This is a genomic window from Pseudomonas sp. CH235, from assembly GCF_004368175.1.
GTDB classification, from domain to species: Bacteria; Pseudomonadota; Gammaproteobacteria; order Pseudomonadales; family Pseudomonadaceae; genus Aquipseudomonas; species Aquipseudomonas paraglycinae.
In genome coordinates this window covers 289147-307707 of sequence record NZ_RRZJ01000003.1, presented here as the reverse complement: position 1 = coordinate 307707, position 18561 = coordinate 289147, and the positions used below count along the sequence as shown (strand labels likewise).

The window sequence follows — 18561 nt, the reverse complement described above, 5'->3', positions numbered from 1 at the left end:
TCAAGGCTTCTCGACGGTTACACGGGTGGTGGCCACGGCCGCTTCACCGACTGCACGAGGCTGCGCGGCAGGCGCTGGCATCGAGTAGCTTTGCGAGCGATCCGGCGCCTGGATGTGCATGCTGGTTTCGGTGCCGGTCGGGAATTCCATGTCCGACGGGCTCTGGTACGGCAGGTTGCGCACGATCCGTGGGGTGATCGAGAGCACCAGTTCCGATTTGCCGATGGTGTCCTTGTTGCTGCCGAACAACCGGCCCAGACCCGGAATGTCGCCGAGGCCCGGAATCTTGTTGCCGGTGGCGCCGTGGTCGTTGCGCATCAGACCGGCGAGGATCTGGGTTTCGCCGTCATGCAGGCGCAGCGAGGTCTGGGCGTTGCGGGTGTCGACCTGCACCGGAATCGTCCCTTGGCGGGTCGGCTCCAGCGGCGTGGCGTTACTCACTTCCAGAGCAATCTTGATTGCCACTTCGTTGTTCAGGTGCACGGTCGGTTGCACTTCGAGCTTCAGACCGACGTCGAGGTAGGTGACGCTTTCGGTGATCACCGGGCCTTGAGTCGAAGGCACCGAGGTGGCGCTGATGATCGGCACGCGCTGACCGATGTGGATGCGCGCCTGTTCGCGGTTGCTGACGCGGATCACCGGGCTGGCCAGGGTGTTGATGTCGTTGTCCTGCGCATTGATCTTGGCTTGCGGCGACGGCGAGATCGAAATCCGGCTGGAGTTGATGCCCTTCAGTTGATCGAGAATGGTCACCGCCGAACCGTCGCTGTTGACCACGCCGAAGGTGTTCGGCCATTGCAGACCCAAGTCGAGAATCCGCTGGGTGGCAACTTCCATCACTTCCACTTCCAGCACCACTTCGGGGTTGGACTGGTCTTGCGATTGCAGGAGTTTCTCGGCCATGCGCACGGCGTCTTCGGTGTCGCGCATGGTCAGGGTGTTCAGGCGTTCGTCGACGAACACGTCGCGGGTCTTGAGCATGGTCTTGATCATGTTCAGCGCGGTGTTGGCGTCGATGCTGGTCAGGTAGAAGGTGCGCATCACCAGCTCCTGGTAATCCTTCAGCTTCTGCGGCGAGTCCGGAAAGATCAGCAAGGTGTTTTCGTTCACCACTTTCTGGTGCAGTTGGTTCTGTTGCAACAGCAGTTGCACGGCGTCTTCGATGCGCACGTCACGCACGAAGATCGTGGCTTTCATGTCCGGACGCAGGTCCTTGTCGAAGATGAAATTCAGGCCGGCAACCTGCGACAGCACTTCGAAAATGGTCTTGAGGTTGGCGTCGCGAAATTCCAGGGTCACCGGGCGATCGAGCCGGGTGCGCAGTTGCGGGTACTGGATCACGTTGCGGCTCTGCACCAGACGGATGTTGCCTTGCAGCTCCAGCGCGCCATCGTTTTTCGGGTCGAGTTCGAGGATCTGTTTGACCTGACGGTCGGCGCCGTAGATGTCGCCCCGGCGCAGGTCGCCACGGGCCAGTTCCAGCTTCTCGTCCATGCTGCGCAGGTAGTCGAGCTGGCGCAGGGCATCCTGGGCGCGGCGGTTGTTCGGCTCGATGGTCAGCACCCGGCTGTAGGCGGTGCGGGCCGAAGCGAAATCGCGACGGGCGCGGTCGGTGTCGCCGGAGGTCAGCAGCGCGGTGATCGCCTTGGCCCGGCCGCTGTTGAGCAGCAGGTGCAGCTCGGTGTCGCGCGGATTTTCCCGCAAGCCTTCCTCGATCCGGGCCAGGCCCGCCTCGTACTGCCCCTGATCGATCAGGTCGGCGGCTTCCTTGTTGGCGACCTGCGCGGAACTGCACGCGGCCAGCCCGGCACACAGGCCGAGGCTCATCAGCAAACGGGATCTGTTCATTGCGTACTCCCCACAGACAAGGTCTGCGACAAATGCAAAGGCAGGTAGACCAGGCTCAGTTCCACATCGGAAATCGCCGCAATCTTCCAGGTGTCGTCGATCACATCCCCGCTGCGCACGACGTAGATTTTCTCGCCGTCCTGCAAGAACACCTGCAGGTCGCTGCGGTCATGCAGCCTGCCGACGAACTGAAACGGCACCGGTGGCAGGCTCGGGGCTTGCACCACCGGGGTCGGGTTGATCGCTTGTTCGGTGACCGTCGCCAGGGTCGGCGCGGCCTTCCAGGATTTGCTCGCAAACAGGTCGCCGGCCGGGCTCAGGTCCTTGATCGGCGCTGCATTCGCCTTGGCGCTGCTGGCGGGCAAGGCGCCACGGGCGGTGGCTTTCGTCGGGCTGGCCACGGCGACTTCGGTCGAATCCGCCTCGTCGCTCGGCGAGAAATATTCCGGCAACCAGGCCAGCGCCGCCGCCACGCCGAAGAACGCCACCCAGCCGGTTATGCGTTTGGTGTCCATCACGACCTCGACAGGTAGAGGGTCATACGGATCCGGCCGCTGAGGTCGGTGTCGGCAATCTTCTTGCGTTGAAACTCGACGTCTTCCACCACCACCGCCGGCAACTGGCCGAGCAAGGCGTGCAGGAAGCGGCGCAGTTGCGGGTAGCTGCCACGCACCGGCAACAGGATCTGGTAGCGCGCCAGATGGGTCTTGGGATCGACGCCGAGGGCGTATTCGCCGCGCGCCAGGGTGATGTGTTCCTGCGCGGCCAGGGCGTAGATGCGGTCGATGGCGACAGTGGCTTGCGGCTGGGCCGGCAGCTTGTTGCGAAAATCATCCAGCTGACGTTGCGGCACCACGGGCGGCGCGATGCTGCCGTCCTCGACCTTGGCCAGGTACTCGGTGGCTTCCTGGGTTTGCTGGCTGAGCTGTTGCAGCGATTGCCAGCCCGGCAGCAAGCCGCCGAGTGCCCAGGCCAGCGTGACCAGCAGCAGTGCCAGACCGGCCAGGCCCGGAACGCCGAGGCCTTGCAGGTATTCGTGAACGATCAGTCTAGGGATTCGCATCGCCTATCTCCCAGGTCGCCGACAGGTTGAATTGCACCGGTTGCTCCGGCGATTTGACGACGATTTCATGGCTCAGCAGCGACACGTCGGACAGCTCGTCACTGGCCTCCAGCCGTTTGTGGAAATCCAGCATCGCTTGCAGATCGCGGGCTTCGGCGCTGATCCGCACCTGGCCCTTGCGGGCATCCGGGGTCAGGGTCAGCAAGGCGATGTCGTCGCGCGGCATGGCTTCGAGCATGGCGAACAGGCGTTCCCAGGGCCGGCGCAGTTGCTGCGAGACCTTGCGCATTTCGGCGAGGTTCTGCGCCTGCTCGCGGGTTTCCGCCGGGCTCAGCGTTGTCTTGCTACCACTGTCGCCGGTGAGCTGGCGCTGGGTGTGCTGCAAGTGACCTTGCTGCTGTTCGGCCTGGTCGCCGAGGTGCTGCTGGAGGCCGAAGCACACCAGCGCGAGTAATACACCGCCGCCGAGCAGGCTCCAGCCCAACGGGCCGGAACGCGGACGAGGCTGGAAGTCGAGGTTCAAGGCGCGCATGTCAGGCCACCGCCCGGGACATGACGTACAAGGCGTCACGCACGGTCATCGAGTCGTCTTCGAGGGTGCGCAGGTGCACCCCCGCCACATCCGGTTGCGCATCGAGGCGCGCCGGGGCGTGCAGATAAACGTTGAAGGCGCGTTCGCTGGTGGAGGCTTGCAGTTGCCGTTCACGACCGATCAGCGCGCTGAGTGCTGCATCGCTGTCGCTGCCGCCCACCGAGCGCACCGACGACCAGCGCCCTTCCCTTGCCAGCAGCAACACGCTGCGTTGCGGTTCGGCGACGATGAACAGGAAGTCACCGGCATCGAAGCTTTTGTCGAAGCGGTTGAACGCGGTCATCAGGTACGGCTGCACCGAACGCAGGCGCAGACCGCGCCCCGTAACCAGCGTGCGCAGGCGTTCCAGCAAATCCTGCGGCAAGGCACTGGCGATCCGGTCATGCCCGGCCGGCTCGGCCGACAGCACCAGGCTCCACGGTTGGGTCGGTGCGCCGAACAGGTCTTCGAAGCACAGTTGGGCGAAGCCGCGCAGTTCGTCAGGGCTGCTGATCTGCTCGCTCCACGGCACCAGGCAGAAACGGCTGAAGTGGCCGGAGATCACCACGCTCAGCTCGGCACCGGCACGGGTGTGTTCGCCGAGCAGACGGTCGAGGGTGTCCAGCGCCACCGCGTAGCTCTGAAAGCCTTCGTCGATGTAGCCGACGCTGCCCAGCCACAGGGTGTCGCTGCCCCGGCGCTGGCCGAGGCCGACACCGCTGGCGCCGAGCACGGCGATGAATTGATCACGCGATAAAAGTGACACGATTGATCTCCTCCAGCGTGGTCCGACCGTGCTCCACCAGCTCCAACGCCGATTCGCGCAACAGGCGCAAACCACGGGCGCAGGCCAGGGCTTTGATCTGGGTGATGGGTTGGCGCTCGACGATCATTTGCCGCAGCTCGTCGTCCAGGTGCAGCAGCTCGGCAATCGCCGTGCGGCCGCGATAGCCGCTGCCCCGGCAGTGGCCGCAGCCCTTGCCGTGGACGAAGTGGTAGTGATCGACTTTCTGTGGGTCGAGGCCCGAAGCGCGCAGCTCTTCATCGCTCGGGTTGACCGGCGTGCTGCAACTGCTGCACACCAGCCGGATCAGACGCTGGGCAAGAATCGCGTTGAGCGCCGAGACCAGGCTGTAGGGGTCGATTTCCATTTGGGTAAAACGACCGATCACGTCGAACACGTTGTTGGCGTGGATGGTGGTGAACACCAGGTGACCGGTGAGCGCCGATTGCACGGCGATCTGTGCGGTGTCCGGGTCGCGGATCTCGCCGACCATGATTTTGTCCGGGTCGTGGCGCAGGATCGAGCGCAGGCCACGGGCGAAGGTCAGGCCCTTTTTCTCGTTGACCGGGATTTGCAGCACGCCCGGCAGCTGATATTCCACCGGGTCTTCGATGGTGATGATCTTGTCCACGCCGTGGTTGATCTCGGTGATCATCGCGTACAGCGTGGTGGTCTTGCCGCTGCCGGTGGGGCCGGTCACCAGCACCATGCCGTAGGGTTCGGCAGCCAGGCGGCGCAGTTGGCGCAGGGTTTCGTCTTCAAAGCCCAGCGCTTGCAGTTGCACGCCGCAGACCTTGTCGGCCAGATCCTGTTTGTCCAGCACCCGCAGCACCGCGTCTTCGCCGAAGATGCTCGGCATGATCGACACCCGGAAGTCGATCTGCCGGCCGCTGATGCCGATCTTGAAGCGACCGTCCTGAGGTACGCGTTTTTCGCCGATGTCCAGCTCGGCCATGACCTTGACCCGCGAAATCACCTGCTCGGCGAACTCGCTGCCCTGGATCTTGCCGATGTTGTTCAGCACGCCGTCGATCCGGTACTTGATCACCAGGCCCTGGCCGGTGGTGCCGAGGTGGATGTCGCTGGCGTGCATTTTCAGCGCGTCGTACAGGGTCGAGTTGACCAGTTTCACCACCACGCTCGAGTCTTCGCTGATGCTGGTCAGCGACAGGCTTTGCAGGGTGTCGGTCTCGCTGCCGGCGTCGGTCTGGGCGTTGAGCGATTCGACCGCGTGGAAGCTTTCTTCGTGGCGGGCCAGATAGGCCTTGAGGTCATCGGCGTGCACCAGATACAGCGGCGCGCCGTGCAGGCATTCGTCGATCCAGGCCAGGCGCGCGGTGTCGAAGGGGTCGGCGAACACGCCGATGACTTCGTCGTTGTGGCGCAGCAGGATGAATTCACGTTTGAGGCATTGCGCGAGGGTGACCCGGTCGAACACCGGGCTCGCCAGAAACAGCGTGTCGGTGTCGAGCACCGGGTAATGCAGGGTGGCGCCGAGGCTGGTAATGAACGGCATCGGCGCCAGTTCACAGAGCACGGCCAGTGCATCGAGCACCCGTTCTCCGGAAGTGCTGGCCCGTGCCCGAGCCTGGGCCAGTTGCTCACTGGAAAAGCGTGGCGGGGTCTGTGCCTCCTGTGGAGGATTGACCGACAGCGGTTCGACGACAACGGACAGACGATCCATGGCTTGCTCTCCAACACCCGGGGCTTGAGGCCCTGACGGCGCGGGAGGCGAATTCGGCGAGTGCCGGAACGTCTATCGCGCCATTACTCCCCGGTGAGCATTTGATCGTCGTCCGGTGCCATGACCTCCGACCGGTTTCGTCGGCGGTCCGCCAGCACCCAACTGCCATCGTACAACTGCAACGGGAAGCTCTCGGTCCTGCTCTGGCGTCGTTCGACAAAGCCTTCGGATGGGCTCGCACCGGGTTTCGCTTCGCGCTGGATCCCCAGAAGGTCGCAGACAGCTCGGGCCAGTTCCGCCAAAGGAAACGGTTTGAACAGGATGTGACTGACCCCCAGTTGCCGCGCCCGCTCACAGACTTCAGCGGTCGGGTGACCCGTTATCAGCACGAAATGACACGTCCTGTTCTGGCGGACCGCGTCGAGCACCTCGAACCCTTCCATATCGGGCAAGCGGTAATCGAACACCAGCACGTCGGGGGCGAAAGTCTCGGCTTGGCCGATTCCCTCTGCGCCGTCATGTGCAATCCGGACTTCCAGCCCTTGCGCCGACAGATAATCCTGAAGGTTCTGTGCAAGCAGCTGTTCGTCTTCGACAACCAGTACTTTGTTAACCAAGGTGGACTCCCTGAAACCTCAAGTGCCGGCAATTGAAATTCAATGACCCGAACCTGCTGGAGTGCGCCTCACAAGAGGTAACGCACACTTCATGCCAGGCTGAATGCCGGTAATTTTTTGTCTTCATGTCCTTGAATTGAATGGAAATGCCCGCTCGTCCCGGTACCCCGTTCCCCAGAAACGGGGAAGCACCTGAATGGGCATCGAAGCCATTCCCCACTATTGGGGGGGAACCTTCAGTCGTCGTCAATTCGTTCGATCCTGTTCTCTGCCCGTAATTGCGCGAGCACCTGACGACGAGCCTGGGTCTGTTGCTGTCGGGCGAGGTACGCCCTGACTGTTTCCAGCCCTTGCTCCTCTGGGACATCGGCCGCCTCCTTGTGGTTCTCGACAAAGATCAAATGCCAGCCGAACGGTGTGCGCACCGCTTCGCTGACTTCACCAGGCTTGAGGGCAAACGCCGCCGTTTCAAACACCGGCACCATTTGCCCACGGGCGAAATACCCCAGGTCCCCGCCCTGGCTGGCGGTGACATCTTCCGATCCCGATCGGGCGACGCTAGCAAAGGTTTGCCCCCCTGCGATAGCGGCACGCAACTCTTCTAAGCGTAGCCGCGCCGCTTCAACCGTGGCGGCATCGGCATCGCCGGCAACCTTGATCAGAATGTGCCGGGCCTGGACCTGCTCCGGTGCGCCCATTTCAGCGCGGTGTTCCTCAAAAAACGCCCGCACCGTTTGCTCGTCCGGGGCCTGGACTTGGGTCAGCTCGGCGAACATCCGCTGCGCCGCCAGTTCGCGGTGGGTGTACTCGGTGAACGAGGCCTCATCGAAACCGGCGTCCTGCAAACGCTGGAGGAATTTGTCGGTGCCACCGATGGCGGTACGAGTCCGTTCGATCTGGTCGCGCACCGTTTGCTCATCGATCTTCACCCCGCGCTTGCGCGATTCCTGCCAGAGCAGTTCCTTGTCGATCAGCGTGTCCAGCGCGGCCTGACGCAGTTGTTTATAGGCCTTGGGGTTGCGGATGCTCGCCACGGCGCGGCCCTGATCTTCCAGGTACTCGGCGAAAAAACGTTCCAGGCGAAACTCGGAAATAGCCTCGCCGTTGACCCGGGCGGCCACCGGTTCATTGTTCGCCATTCCCACCGACAACCAGCCTGTCAGCAGCCAACACAGGGTTTTGAGCTTCATGATCATGGCCTCCGGTCAGGGCGTGGCAATAATCGGTTTGTAGGGAGCGACCAGATAAAAACGCTGGTCGGGCAAGTCAACGGTGACCACGTGCGCCCCGCTCAGGCCCAATCGTCGGCCGGGGCCGAAGCTCAGGCGCGGGGTCAGGCCGGTGTCGAAGTCGTGCAGGCCTTCGAGGGCCGCCACCAGTTTTTCGCGGCTGGCGTCGCGGCCGGCCTGCTTCATGCCTTCGCTGAACAACAGCATCGAGGCGTAGGCGCCGACTTGCAGCACCGCGTGCTGGGCGCCGAGGCCTTGATGCTCGCGCAACAGCGTCAGCGCCATGCGCCCGGCCTGGGTCCAGTCGCTGGGCACGAACGGATACGCCAGAAACACCCGCCGGGAAAAACCCTCCGGCACTTGCAGCAAATCCCCCGCCACCTGGCTCGATGCGGCAAACAGGTACGGCACCTGCCCGGCATTCTGCAATCCGGCCGCCAGCCGACTGAAACCTCCGCCGCTGCCCAGGTAAAACACCGAGCGTGAGCCCAGCGGCAAGCTGTCCGCCGCCGGGTCGTAGGCCTGCAGATGGACTTTTTCCCAGCCGTGTTCCTGCAGATAGCGGCCAAGGGTCTGCGCCGCCAGCACCTGGGCCGGGTCATCGGGATAGGCAATCAGCGTCGGCCCTTGCAGCACTCGCAAACTGGCGGTGGCGTAATCGGCCAGCGCGATCAGTTGCTCGCGCAGGCCCGGCAGCGGCTCGAAAATCTGTGGGCTGGCCTGCACCGGGCCGAGCAACGACAGGGCCCCGATCAGCGGCACGCCGGACTGCTCCAGACGAGGCGCCAGTTCGCTGTCCAGCGCCGGGGCCAGCGGTGCAATCAGGGCAAAGACTTGCTCTTCCTCGATCAGCCGTTGCAGGGCCTGTTCGGCGCTGGCGCGATCCGGGCCGGGATCGGCCACGGTCAGGCGCAACTGCCGACCGTGAATGCCGCCGGCCTGATTGATCCGCGCAACGCTGCCGTTGAGCACCGCCGCGATGGTAGCGCCCTCCTCGGCCAGTGGCCCCTGGCTGGGCAGCAAGGTGCCCAAATGCAAGGTCTGGTCATCGAGCCCCGGATCGCGGTCATCGGCCAGGCGTTTGAGGTAAGCCGTGAGATTGCGCTGATCCTTCATCGACAACAGGAAGCGCGGCATGCTCGGGTCGAGGCGATTGTTGCCGGGGTCGCGGCCCTGCTGAATCACCCGCGCCAGACTGCTGTCGGTGTAGGCCGGGTAGTTGCGGCCATTGATCTGTTGCTGACCGTGGATGCTGGTCAGCCGCGACCAGTTGAGCTGCGGCGGACGCACCCCGCCTTCGGGTCGGCCCAGACCATCGGCGCCGTGGCAGTTGGCGCACGGCAGGCTGGTGGCCGGCAGCAACACATCCGCCGCGCCGACCCGCGCCATGATCGGCTCGCCGCTGGCGGACAGGCCTTCGCGGTACAGGCGCTTGCCGGCGCTTTCTTCATCAGTCAGCGGCAACGCGGCTGCGCCGAGGCTGACGCCAGCGAGCAGGATCAGGGCGAGGACGCGGCCGAGGTTCATGGCGCGGACTCAGCGGCCGGCCACGGGCATTGTCAGCAGCTGCAAGCGCTGGGCAATGGCGGCGGCCGGGGCATCGGGACGGATTTTGCTCCAGCGTTTGTTGGCCACATCGCCGACGATCAACTGGGTCGAGTGCTGCTCGGGCGTCGGCACGATCTGACCGATGCGGCCCAGCACCAGGTCCATCTGCGCCTTGTCGCCGGTGAGGAAAAGCCAGTGAGGGTCATCGGCGCCCTGCTTCAAGGTGTAAGCCTTGAGCACCGCCGGCGTATCGCGCAGCGGATCACTGGTAAGGGAAATGAAGGTGATGCCGTCGGCCTTGTCGCCCAGCAACTCGCGGACTTCCTTGAGCTTGCGGGTGATCAGCGGGCAGGCGTCATTGCAACTGGTGAAAATCACGTTGAGCAGCACCACGCGGTTGTGCAGTGCATCGCTGTAGAAACGCTGGACGTCGCCGTTCTGATCCAGCAGCGGCGTGTCGGTGAACCAGGTTTTCGCGTCGTGGGTGCCTTTGACCGGTGCGGGCGCAGCGCTGGTCGTTGTCGTTGCCGGTGCCGGTTGTTCGTGGCCTTCGTGGGCCAGGGCCATGGCGCTGAAAATCCAGAAACACACCGTCAGGGTGATCCAGTCCAGGGTTCTCATGGTTGTTGCTCCATGGCAATCGCGGTGTGTTTGGCGTGGGTGCGCAGGCCGCTGAGTTTCTCGACTTCCTTGGCCAGCAGTGCCGGGTCGGTGAAGCCGTAGTAGCGCGTCCAGTGGCGACTGTTGCCGTCACCGACGAGGATCAGTGGCTGATGATTCTTGAAGTCGCCGCTGAAACTGCCGAGGCCCTTGAGGGTGGCGCTGATTGATTGCGGCGAACCGGTCAGCCAGCTCCAGCCCGGGCCTTTCTGGAAGGTGCGGGCGTAATCCTGCAAGCGTTTCGGGTCGTCGCGCTGCGGGTCGATGCTGATCGACACCAGCTGCACTTCCGCGCCGACCCGGGCACCGAGCTGTTTCTGCACCTTGCCCATGATTGACGAGACCACCGGGCAGACCGTGGTGCAACTGGTGTAGATGAAGCTCATGACCACGATCTTGTTGTGCACCAGATCCTGTTCCAGGTGCACGGTCTTGCCGTTCTGGTCGAGCAGCGGCACGTCGGCGAACTTGACCTGGGCGTGCTCCTGGCTGTTGGCGGCCGGTGCCGTGTGCCCGGCATGCTCGTCCGCCGAGTGGGCGCTGGCCTGCTGGATACCGACGGCCAACAGGCACAGGGTCAGCAGGCCACGGGATGCAAATCGGTTCATGGTCTTTTCCTCGTCACTGAGTCTGGCCGGGCAGCACCCGGACACTGGCAAAGGTCTTGTCGTCGAAACCGGCGCCCAGCGAGGCCGCGCGCACATGCAGGTACCAGGCGCCGCTGCGGTCGAGGGTCACCGGCGCTTCGTACACACCGTCGGCGACTTCCCGTGCGGCCACTTCACGGGGCCGGGAAGTCGGCGCGAGGAAGTAGCGCAACTGCACGTCGGTCACGCCGCTGCGCTGGATCTTCTGTTTGCCCTGGACGATACGAAAGCGCACCACGTACGGGTCGTTGAGGGCCACGGCTGTCTTGTCCAGCAGGAACTCGACTTTGGCCGCACCCAGGTGTTTTTCCGGCGCGCCATCGGACACCACCTGGGCGCTGAAGCAATGAATGATGTTCGGCTGGTTGAGCAGGAACGCCACGTCGAAGCGCCCCGCCGCCGGCAGTTTCACCCGGGCGCTGTAGAGCCCCGGCGAGACTTCGCGCAGGCTGCGGTCGATCACCAGCGCAGCACGGGCGATCTGCCCACGGTTGGGGTAACCGGACATCGGCGCGTTCATGCCTTCGGCGTAGAAATAGGTGGTGTTGTCCACCGGGTTGACCACAAACACCGCGTTGTCATCGCGCGATACCGCGAGGCTCGATGCCAGCGGCAGATCCCCGGCCAGCCTTGGCGGCTGCGGCCCGGCCTCGAAACCTTGAGTAATCGGCTGACGCCCTTCGCCGAGCGAAGACAGGTTGATCATGGTGACTTTCGGCGAGGCCAGTCCGCGCACGTAGGCATAGGCCTGGGTGAACACCACTTGATAGGGTTCCGCCGAGACTTCCAGATCATGGATCGCCGAATCGTTGGCTGCGTCGATCACCGTGGCGCGGTTTTCCACCGTGTTCAGCACCACGCCAAACCGGCCGTCGGCGCTGAAGCCCATCGGGCCGAGGCCCTGTTGCAGCTTGATCACCCGGCGTACGGCGCGGCTGTTGCTGTCGATCACGGTGACGGTGCCGTCCTTGCCGTCGGCCACGTACACCGCGCCGGACAGCGGTGAGTACGCCACCGACAACGGACTGGAACCGGTCTTGACCTGTTGCACCAGGCTCAGGCTGGCGATGTCGATAACGCTCAGGGTGCCGTCGTCGCGGTTGCTGACGAAGGCGAAACGGCTGTCCTTGCTGAAGGTGATTTCGTGGTGGCCGCGCCCGGTCGCCAGGTGTTTCAGCGGTTTGAGGCTCTGGGTGTCGATCACCGTGACCCCGGACTCTTCAGCCTTGCTCGCGTTGTTGCCGACCCACAGCAGACGCTCGTCCGGTTGCAGCGCGACCCGCACCGGTTGGCTGCCGGCGGCCACCGAGTCGATGACCTTGAATTGCTCGCTGTCGATCACCGCCACTTCTCCCGCCGTCGGCATCGACACGAAGACCTTTTTGTTGTCCTTGGGCGTGACCCAGTCCATCGGCGACTGCTTGAGTTCGATCCGCGCCAGGGTGCTGGTGATACCGCCGACCGAAACTGACGGATCGACCACCGAAACGCTGGCATCGCGGTTCATCACCAGCAGGAAATAGCTGTTGAGGTCGAGCAGCGGCCGCGCGCCGATGTTGGATTTGAGGAACATACCGACCCGCGACTTGCAGCTCTGGTCACGGCCCTGGGCCTGATCGGCGGCGACGGCTTGCGGATCGATCCACGCCCCCGGCGCCACACCGGACAACGGCTGGCCGGACGCACCGTCGGTGACGCGAAACTGCACGTCGGCGAACTCGCCCTCACGCAACTGACCGTCGCTGGCCAGCGGCTTCAGATCGAAGGCGATCGACACGCCGTCGCGGGTCAGCACCTGGCCTGCGCCGGTTTGCGCCAAGGCAATCTCGCTCAGCGTGAGCAGTGCGCCGGCCATCGCCAGCAGGCAGACGCCGATGATGTTGATGATCCTGTTCATGTCGCTCTCCCCTGACACATTTTCCGAAACACCGCCGTCCCCTGTGGGAGCTGGCTTGCCAGCGATGGCGGCTTCAGCCACACCATCCAGAACCGAGTTGCTGCCAATCGCTGGCAAGCCAGCTCCCACAGGTTTTTGCACTCACCGATCCATCGCATTCCAGCTACTGAGCAGGCGGCGCCGGCTCCGGCTCATTGGTCACCCGCAGCAATCCCCACAGCCCCGAGGTGTTGCCATAGGCGCCGTAATCGCGGAACAGGTAGTCCCCCGGTATCGCGTTGCTGCCCCCGGCGCTCGGGATCATGAAGCTGAAGTGCGCCGCCGGCAGGATGCTTTCGTGAGCGCCGATGTACATCGACATCGGGTTGTAGCCGAAGCGCACCGAACCCACGCCCGGCGTGCCCATCGGGTAGCCGCCGGTGTCGCTCTTCTCGGCCTGGAACGGGTTGAGCGACCAGACGTGTCCGTCGAGCTGGAACGTCGTGCCGCGACTGCCGCCGCTCGGCATCAGGATGTGCGTACGGAACGGCTGGCCCGGTTTGGCATACAGCACCGGCGTCTGCGGATCGCCCCCCACCAGCGCATTGCTGTAGGCCATGTGCGCGTTGGTCATGTCGCCGTAACCCGCGCCATCAGCACGGCCGAACGGCGCGTCCGGAGCGAGGCCGAAGCGATACCACAGCGGTTCGGTCTTGTAGTTGATGGCCATGCTCGAGTTGTCCTGCGGATCGGTCGGTACACCGAAGCCCTCGGCAGCGATGCCTTCGACCGGCCGGCCATTGGCCCAGCGAGTGTTCAGCGCCTTGTGCCAGACCATCGCGAAGTCGCGGTAAGTCGTCTGCCCCGGTGCGGTAACCGTGGCGTTGACCTTGCGCGCATCGTCGACCCAGGTCGCGCCGATCGGCAGGATGCTCATCGCACCACCCAGACCTTTTTGCGGTTGCTTGATCACATCCGCCGGGGTGAAGTTCAGGCCACCGAACTCCACGGCCGTGGCGTTGATGTTGTCGACACTGCGGCCCAGTTGCGTGACCGGTTTGCCTTCACGCTCCAGGTGCCCGGCGTAGTACTGATAGGTCCGGGTCGGGTAGGCGCCGCTGCTGCCCACCCGCGGCGGTACGGTCTGGATCGGGTTGGCGCCGACGTTGGCACCGTCGGATTTGGTGATGTCATAGGCCAGCAGTTGCGCGTGCAGCCCCACATGGCTGGACGGCCGCATCAGGTTATTGCTGAAAGTGGTCGAGCCGAGGCCGCTGTTGCGATCACGTTTGACGATGCCCTGCATCACGGCGGTCTGGGTCAGGTCGGGCATCACGCTCGGCAGACGGTTTTCCAGGGTGATGTTGATGCAGTCCCCGGCCGCTGCGCGCAGCACCAGCGGTTCGACCGGAATGCCGGGTTTGAGCTTGCCGCTGACCGGATCGAGGTCGGATTTGCGCACGTACAGGATCGCCGTCGGATCATGCAGCGGCCCGCTCTGACCACCAATGGTGATGGTCTCGCCGTCTTCCGGATCGGTGACAGTCACTTGCGGGATGCTCACCGTGCGCGAGTTCAGCACCAGGGTGCCGCCTGCCGGATTCAGCGGCCCGCCGACATGCTGACCGAGCCCGGCCGAATCGCCGATGCTCAGGCCCAGCGAATTGCCGAGGATGTCGTTGGCCAGCGCGGCGACCACTTCATAGTTGCGCTGCACCGTCGGCCGGGTGCCGATGCCGTTGGGGTTGGCGCTGATCCGTGGGCAGCTGCCTTCGAACGCCACGGTGTTGCGCATGCCGGCCGGACTCGGGTTGTTGGGGATGGCGAACAGGTCATTGCGTTTGGCCGTGTAGTTGCGCATCACGCCCCAGATCCCGCTCCAGTAGCCTTCGATCGAAGCGTCCATCGAGTACAGATAGTCACCGGTGGTCGCCGCAGAGCTGGACAGCATCGACACCGGTGCGATGAAGCCCATCTGTTCGGAGATGCCGATCATCTGCGAGGCGCGCCAGCCGGAGTTGGAGCTGTTGCCGAAACCGGAACCGCTCTGCAGCCATTTCACACCGTGCAGGGTGACGTTGTGCTCTTCCTCGTGGCCGCCGGCATGCACCCGCAGACGCACGTTGTCGCCGGTGTAGGTGCGCAGCATCGGGGTGAACGGGTCGCCCGGCTCACTGCCGCCCTTGTTGATGTGCGGCGGGAACAGGGTGGTGCCGCCAGTCGGGCCGGTGGCGGCCGTGACCAGATTCGGTGCCAGGTTCATCGCCGGGATCGCGCGGTCGGTGCGGCTTTGCATGGCGTACGCCAGATCGCCGCCGAGGCCGTCGGCCTGCATGCCGCGCTTGCCGTCCGGGCCGACCTTGTTCGGGTCGTAGACCCGCAGGGCCAGCGGCTCGTTGCGATAGTTGACGACGAACATGCCCGGATCATCCACGGAGATCGCTTGCGGGCATGGCCGGCTCGGGCAGCCCGGCACCTGACCGCCCTGCACTTCCAGCACGCCTTCGAGCAGGGTGCTGGCGTTGTTGCGCACCGGCGGGTTGATCGCGTAGCGGAAGCTGTCGGCGGTGGCCGGGAACGCTTGCGGATTCGGCACGCCGTTGGGGCCGGCGCCCACGTACACACCGGCTTCATAGGCATGCTGGAAGTCGCTGTATTCGAGGAAGAACTCACGGAAGCTGTCGTTCTTGCCGTCGCCGTCGAGGTCGCCGGTGTTGATCACCGCCTGCCACGAGGTCGGCCCACCGTCCTGGCGCACGCCGCTGTACAGAGGCTCGCCGGTTTCGGCGTGGAACCAGGTGGAACCGGCCGGTTCCGCCAGCACCGTGGCATACAGGCCGATCTGCTGGTGAGTCGATGGGCCGAGGTGGTCGTGGGTGAAGATGGTGCCCAGGCCCCGATCCACGCCCTTGGCGTTGACCACCGGGTCGACGAACCAGCGTTGCATGGCCGTGCGCGCGCCCATCCAGTCACTGCGCCCGAACTGACCAAAGAACGGATGCGCCTTGGCTTTCGGGCACGCCTGGGTGCCGTCGCGCGGGTCGGTGCCTTCGCACTGGTTGAATTCGCGGATCGCGTGAATGCGTTCCTGAACTGCACCGGGCGAGAGCACGCCGTCCTCGTAGTTCCAGCCGTTGGAGGAACCGTCGGCAGCCGTCAGGTCCCACTTCGGCAGGTGAATGTGCTGGCCGATCACGTCGGTCGGCGTGCGCACCTGATAGTCATCCATCTCGTAGGTGGCAGGCACCAGGTTGGTTTGCTGGTATTGCACGCAGTCGAAGGTGTTCATGCGCATCACCAGCGGCTCTGGCGGACGCTGCTTGGTGATCACCGGCCAGGCGTCTTCCCACAGCGCCAGAATCCGGGCTTGCGGGAAGTGATAACCGACCTTGTTGTAGACCGCGTCGAACTGAATGTTGGCGGCTTTGTAGATCCGTGGCCGGTCGGCGGTGAAGGTCGAGGCACCGACGAAGGACATGCCGTCCAGCCGATCGCCGCTGGCGAACTCACCGGTGCCGGCGCTGCTGGTCAGGCGTTTTTGCCGGTCGTCCATGCACGGTTCGTAGTACGGCGCGCCGGCAATAGGCAAGGCGCCGTTGGTGCGGAAGGCCTTGGCCACAATCTGATTGCCGGGCAGCAGGGCAAAGCTTGGGTGATCCTTTTTCGCGTGGAACGCCATCGCGGCCTGTTCCACTTCAGTGCCCTCTTCGGGCAGGTAAATCGGTTTGGCGCGGGTGACTTCCTTGGAGAAGTCCAGCGAGGTGGTCACGGTGTGCGCCTCGCCTCCGGCCGATACCCCGTCGAGGGTGTGACGCTGCAAGCCGCCGTCCCAGCCGCCGGACTGATTCGGGTCGAGGTTGGCCCACAGCGCTTTGCCGCTGGCTTTCAAGGATTGCGCGGTGGCGGCGTCGAGCATGTCCAGCGGTGGGGTTGGCGGACGCTGACCCACCGAACTTTCCATGCCGCCGATCCAGAACGGATAGCCAGGGTTTTTCAGGCTGCCGTCGGCGTTGCGGTTGGCTTCGCTGCGATCAACCAGTGCCAGTGAGCCGATGGCTTGCGAACCACCATTACCGCCGTGGTGTTCGCCGTCGTCATCGCCCTCTTCTTCCTCATCGTCGTCATCGTGGCCGGCGACCAGGGTTTCACCGATTTTCGGCACCACCACCACTTTGCCCGGCATCGGGGCCATGGCTTTACCGGGCAGCGGCACGACGGCAGGAATCGGCGTGCCGGCAATGATCTCGCCATCCGGCAAGGCGCGGGCACCGGCGGCGGGTTTGCCGCTGCGCAGGGCGTAAGGTTCGCTGTGATAACCATCGGCGCCCTGTTGCGAGACTTCCAGCCGGGTGCCTTCCTCGAACACATCGTGCACCCGCCACATCGACCACATGCCCTGGGCGAAATGCGGGTAGAAGTGGCAGTGATAGATCGCATCGCCGGCCACCCGGTTGCGGTTGCCGGAGCCGCCGTTGGCGATTTCGTAGGTATAGCCGGCGCCCGGACCGATGCCTTGAGCGTCGACGTAATCGGAGTTGTCGTCGTTGGGGTTGAACAGCCACTGATGGCCGTGCAGGTGGAAGATGTGCTGTTCGTGGCCGTTATGGGTGTTGCGGAATTTGACGAAGTCACCGATGTAGCTGTGGTTGACGTTCGAAGGCTCCGAGGGATACAGGGCCATGGTGGCCTTGACGCCGACCTGATCGGCGCTGGGTGTCTGGCCAGGGGCGATGTTCTCAAGCCCGGTGTTGGCCGGCACGTCCACCAGCATCGCCACGTCGCCGACGGTGTGCGAGCTGAGGAAGAATTCTTCGTAGGCGCACGACAGGCAATCGTGCATCGGCCCTACGCCGAGGCGGTTGGCGACCACTTCAGCGCCCATGCCCCCGGAACCGTAGTTGATCATGAACGAGTCGCGGGTCGGCTCCAGCACATGGGCCATGACCGGGTCGGCCCAGTAGGCGGGGAATGCCTGGGTGGCGGCGGTTTCGTCCTGGAACTGCGAGGCGAAATCGCGAAACGGCTCGAGGCGGTTGGGGATCGCCGGGTTGCGTTTGCCTACCGATTCCAGCGGATAGGTGCTGGGCGCAAAACTGCCATCGGCGTTGCTGCCCATGACGATGGCGTCGCTTTCGCTGGAGATGATTTCGTTGCCGTCGACCATGCTGATGATCGGCGTGCCGGCCTTGCCTTCACGCAACCACGGTTCGCGCTGCGGGTAGCGGGCCTGGTAATCGACGATGGGGTGACCGGCCGGTGTGCGGCCGGTGGTCGCCAGACGCATTTCTTCTTCAGTGAGGGTGTTGCGATAGGTGCGTCCCGACTTCGGCACCACCACGACCTGGCCGAACAGGCCATTGGCGGTGTTGCCGGCCGCGCCCTCCCCGCCGAATGTCGCACCACGGCTGCTGACGGCAAACGCCCCTTCGCGCTCGGCGTACAGCACGTACGACCGGCTCGCGCCCGGCGGCACCAGGGTGTTGGCGTTACGCCCGGTGTAGGAGGAAATGTCGTCGATGCTGTTCACCGCTTGCAGGCCGTTGACCTGGAAACCGACATGGCGGTCGGCGACCTGCTCGTCGACTTTGAAAGCATCGGCGCCGTTGGCGTTCTCGGTGCCCTCCTCGCCTTCAGGCCCTTCGAAATGCTTGTTCGGGTTGGCCTGGTAGTCGAGCAGGTTCTGCAGGTTGATCGTCAGGCAATCACCGGCGGCCACCCGCAGCACCAGCGGCCGTGGACGCTTGTCCGCACGCAGCGAGACCTTGCCCGGCACCGCGCTGCCGCCATAGGCCAGCGAGACGTCATGCTCATCGACCACATCGCGGCGCAAGGCGTACATCATGCCGTTGGCATTCTGCGCACCGAGGCGGTTGAACATCAGCGGTTGATCGAAGGCGACTACATTGGCCACCAGATTGCGCTCGCAGCGCACGGCGGCGCTGGCCAGTTCGACGCTGAGCATCGAGACCAGCAACAGCAGCCAGTTCAACAGGGGCGGTGCGTGGTGAATGCCAACCATGATCGGAAACCTCGT

General features: G+C 64.3%; 13 protein-coding genes. All 13 read right to left on the bottom strand.

Annotation, left to right across the window (positions count from 1 at the left end):
- The 13 genes from EIY71_RS05260 to mnxG all read right to left on the bottom strand — a co-directional run bounded on the left by EIY71_RS05260 (position 1) and on the right by mnxG (position 18546).
- Entirely contained in the window at positions 1–1848 is a 1848-nt protein-coding gene (locus EIY71_RS05260; RefSeq protein WP_011333433.1) for a secretin N-terminal domain-containing protein, read from the bottom strand.
- On the bottom strand, positions 1845–2363 hold the full coding sequence (locus tag EIY71_RS05255; protein ID WP_085748465.1) for a hypothetical protein: 519 nt from the start codon (positions 2361–2363) through the stop codon (positions 1845–1847). Before EIY71_RS05255 ends, EIY71_RS05260 begins: the two co-directional genes overlap by 4 nt.
- A complete protein-coding gene (locus EIY71_RS05250) occupies positions 2363–2911 on the bottom strand; it encodes a GspMb/PilO family protein (RefSeq protein WP_011333432.1) in 549 nt (182 codons plus the stop codon). Before EIY71_RS05250 ends, EIY71_RS05255 begins: the two co-directional genes overlap by 1 nt.
- Entirely contained in the window at positions 2898–3443 is a 546-nt protein-coding gene (locus EIY71_RS05245) for a PilN domain-containing protein (protein WP_085613429.1), read from the bottom strand. The genes EIY71_RS05250 and EIY71_RS05245 overlap by 14 nt, the downstream gene beginning before the upstream one ends.
- A 1-nt stretch (position 3444) precedes the next feature.
- Positions 3445–4248, bottom strand: coding sequence for a hypothetical protein (locus tag EIY71_RS05240; protein WP_134020800.1), 804 nt, complete (start codon positions 4246–4248; stop codon positions 3445–3447).
- Complete coding sequence (locus EIY71_RS05235) at positions 4229–5950, bottom strand: GspE/PulE family protein (RefSeq protein ID WP_134020797.1); 1722 nt, start codon at positions 5948–5950, stop codon at positions 4229–4231. The genes EIY71_RS05240 and EIY71_RS05235 overlap by 20 nt, the downstream gene beginning before the upstream one ends.
- Before the next feature lie 83 nt (positions 5951–6033).
- A complete protein-coding gene (locus EIY71_RS05230; protein ID WP_085748467.1) occupies positions 6034–6567 on the bottom strand; it encodes a response regulator in 534 nt (177 codons plus the stop codon).
- A gap of 236 nt (positions 6568–6803) precedes the next feature.
- Positions 6804–7757 (bottom strand): peptidylprolyl isomerase, encoded by a 954-nt coding sequence (locus tag EIY71_RS05225; RefSeq protein ID WP_134020794.1) that lies wholly within the window; start codon positions 7755–7757, stop codon positions 6804–6806.
- A gap of 15 nt (positions 7758–7772) precedes the next feature.
- Positions 7773–9323: an ABC transporter substrate-binding protein gene (locus tag EIY71_RS05220; RefSeq protein WP_134020791.1), complete on the bottom strand. Its 1551-nt coding sequence runs from the start codon at positions 9321–9323 to the stop codon at positions 7773–7775.
- 9 nt (positions 9324–9332) lie between these two features.
- A complete protein-coding gene (locus tag EIY71_RS05215) occupies positions 9333–9965 on the bottom strand; it encodes an SCO family protein (RefSeq protein WP_085748470.1) in 633 nt (210 codons plus the stop codon).
- Positions 9962–10612 carry an SCO family protein gene (locus tag EIY71_RS05210; RefSeq protein WP_011333425.1) on the bottom strand — a complete coding sequence of 217 codons (651 nt, stop codon included), beginning with the start codon at positions 10610–10612 and terminating at the stop codon, positions 9962–9964. The genes EIY71_RS05215 and EIY71_RS05210 overlap by 4 nt, the downstream gene beginning before the upstream one ends.
- Before the next feature lie 13 nt (positions 10613–10625).
- Positions 10626–12548 (bottom strand): YncE family protein, encoded by a 1923-nt coding sequence (locus tag EIY71_RS05205; RefSeq protein WP_134020788.1) that lies wholly within the window; start codon positions 12546–12548, stop codon positions 10626–10628.
- Between the two features lie 163 nt (positions 12549–12711).
- Positions 12712–18546, bottom strand: coding sequence for a manganese-oxidizing multicopper oxidase MnxG (gene mnxG / locus EIY71_RS05200; protein ID WP_134020785.1), 5835 nt, complete (start codon positions 18544–18546; stop codon positions 12712–12714).
- Positions 18547–18561 lie beyond the last annotated feature (15 nt).

Bases quoted from the DNA above. Each gene is read 5' to 3' on its own strand.
- EIY71_RS05260 (WP_011333433.1), bottom strand. From the start codon at position 1,848: ATGAACAGATCCCGTTTGCTGATGAGCCTCGGCCTGTGTGCCGGGCTG.
- EIY71_RS05255 (WP_085748465.1), bottom strand. From the start codon at position 2,363: ATGGACACCAAACGCATAACCGGCTGGGTGGCGTTCTTCGGCGTGGCG.
- EIY71_RS05250 (WP_011333432.1), bottom strand. From the start codon at position 2,911: ATGCGAATCCCTAGACTGATCGTTCACGAATACCTGCAAGGCCTCGGC.
- EIY71_RS05245 (WP_085613429.1), bottom strand. From the start codon at position 3,443: ATGCGCGCCTTGAACCTCGACTTCCAGCCTCGTCCGCGTTCCGGCCCG.
- EIY71_RS05235 (WP_134020797.1), bottom strand. From the start codon at position 5,950: ATGGATCGTCTGTCCGTTGTCGTCGAACCGCTGTCGGTCAATCCTCCA.
- EIY71_RS05225 (WP_134020794.1), bottom strand. From the start codon at position 7,757: ATGAAGCTCAAAACCCTGTGTTGGCTGCTGACAGGCTGGTTGTCGGTG.
- EIY71_RS05220 (WP_134020791.1), bottom strand. From the start codon at position 9,323: ATGAACCTCGGCCGCGTCCTCGCCCTGATCCTGCTCGCTGGCGTCAGC.
- EIY71_RS05215 (WP_085748470.1), bottom strand. From the start codon at position 9,965: ATGAGAACCCTGGACTGGATCACCCTGACGGTGTGTTTCTGGATTTTC.
- EIY71_RS05210 (WP_011333425.1), bottom strand. From the start codon at position 10,612: ATGAACCGATTTGCATCCCGTGGCCTGCTGACCCTGTGCCTGTTGGCC.
- EIY71_RS05205 (WP_134020788.1), bottom strand. From the start codon at position 12,548: ATGAACAGGATCATCAACATCATCGGCGTCTGCCTGCTGGCGATGGCC.
- mnxG (WP_134020785.1), bottom strand. From the start codon at position 18,546: ATGGTTGGCATTCACCACGCACCGCCCCTGTTGAACTGGCTGCTGTTG.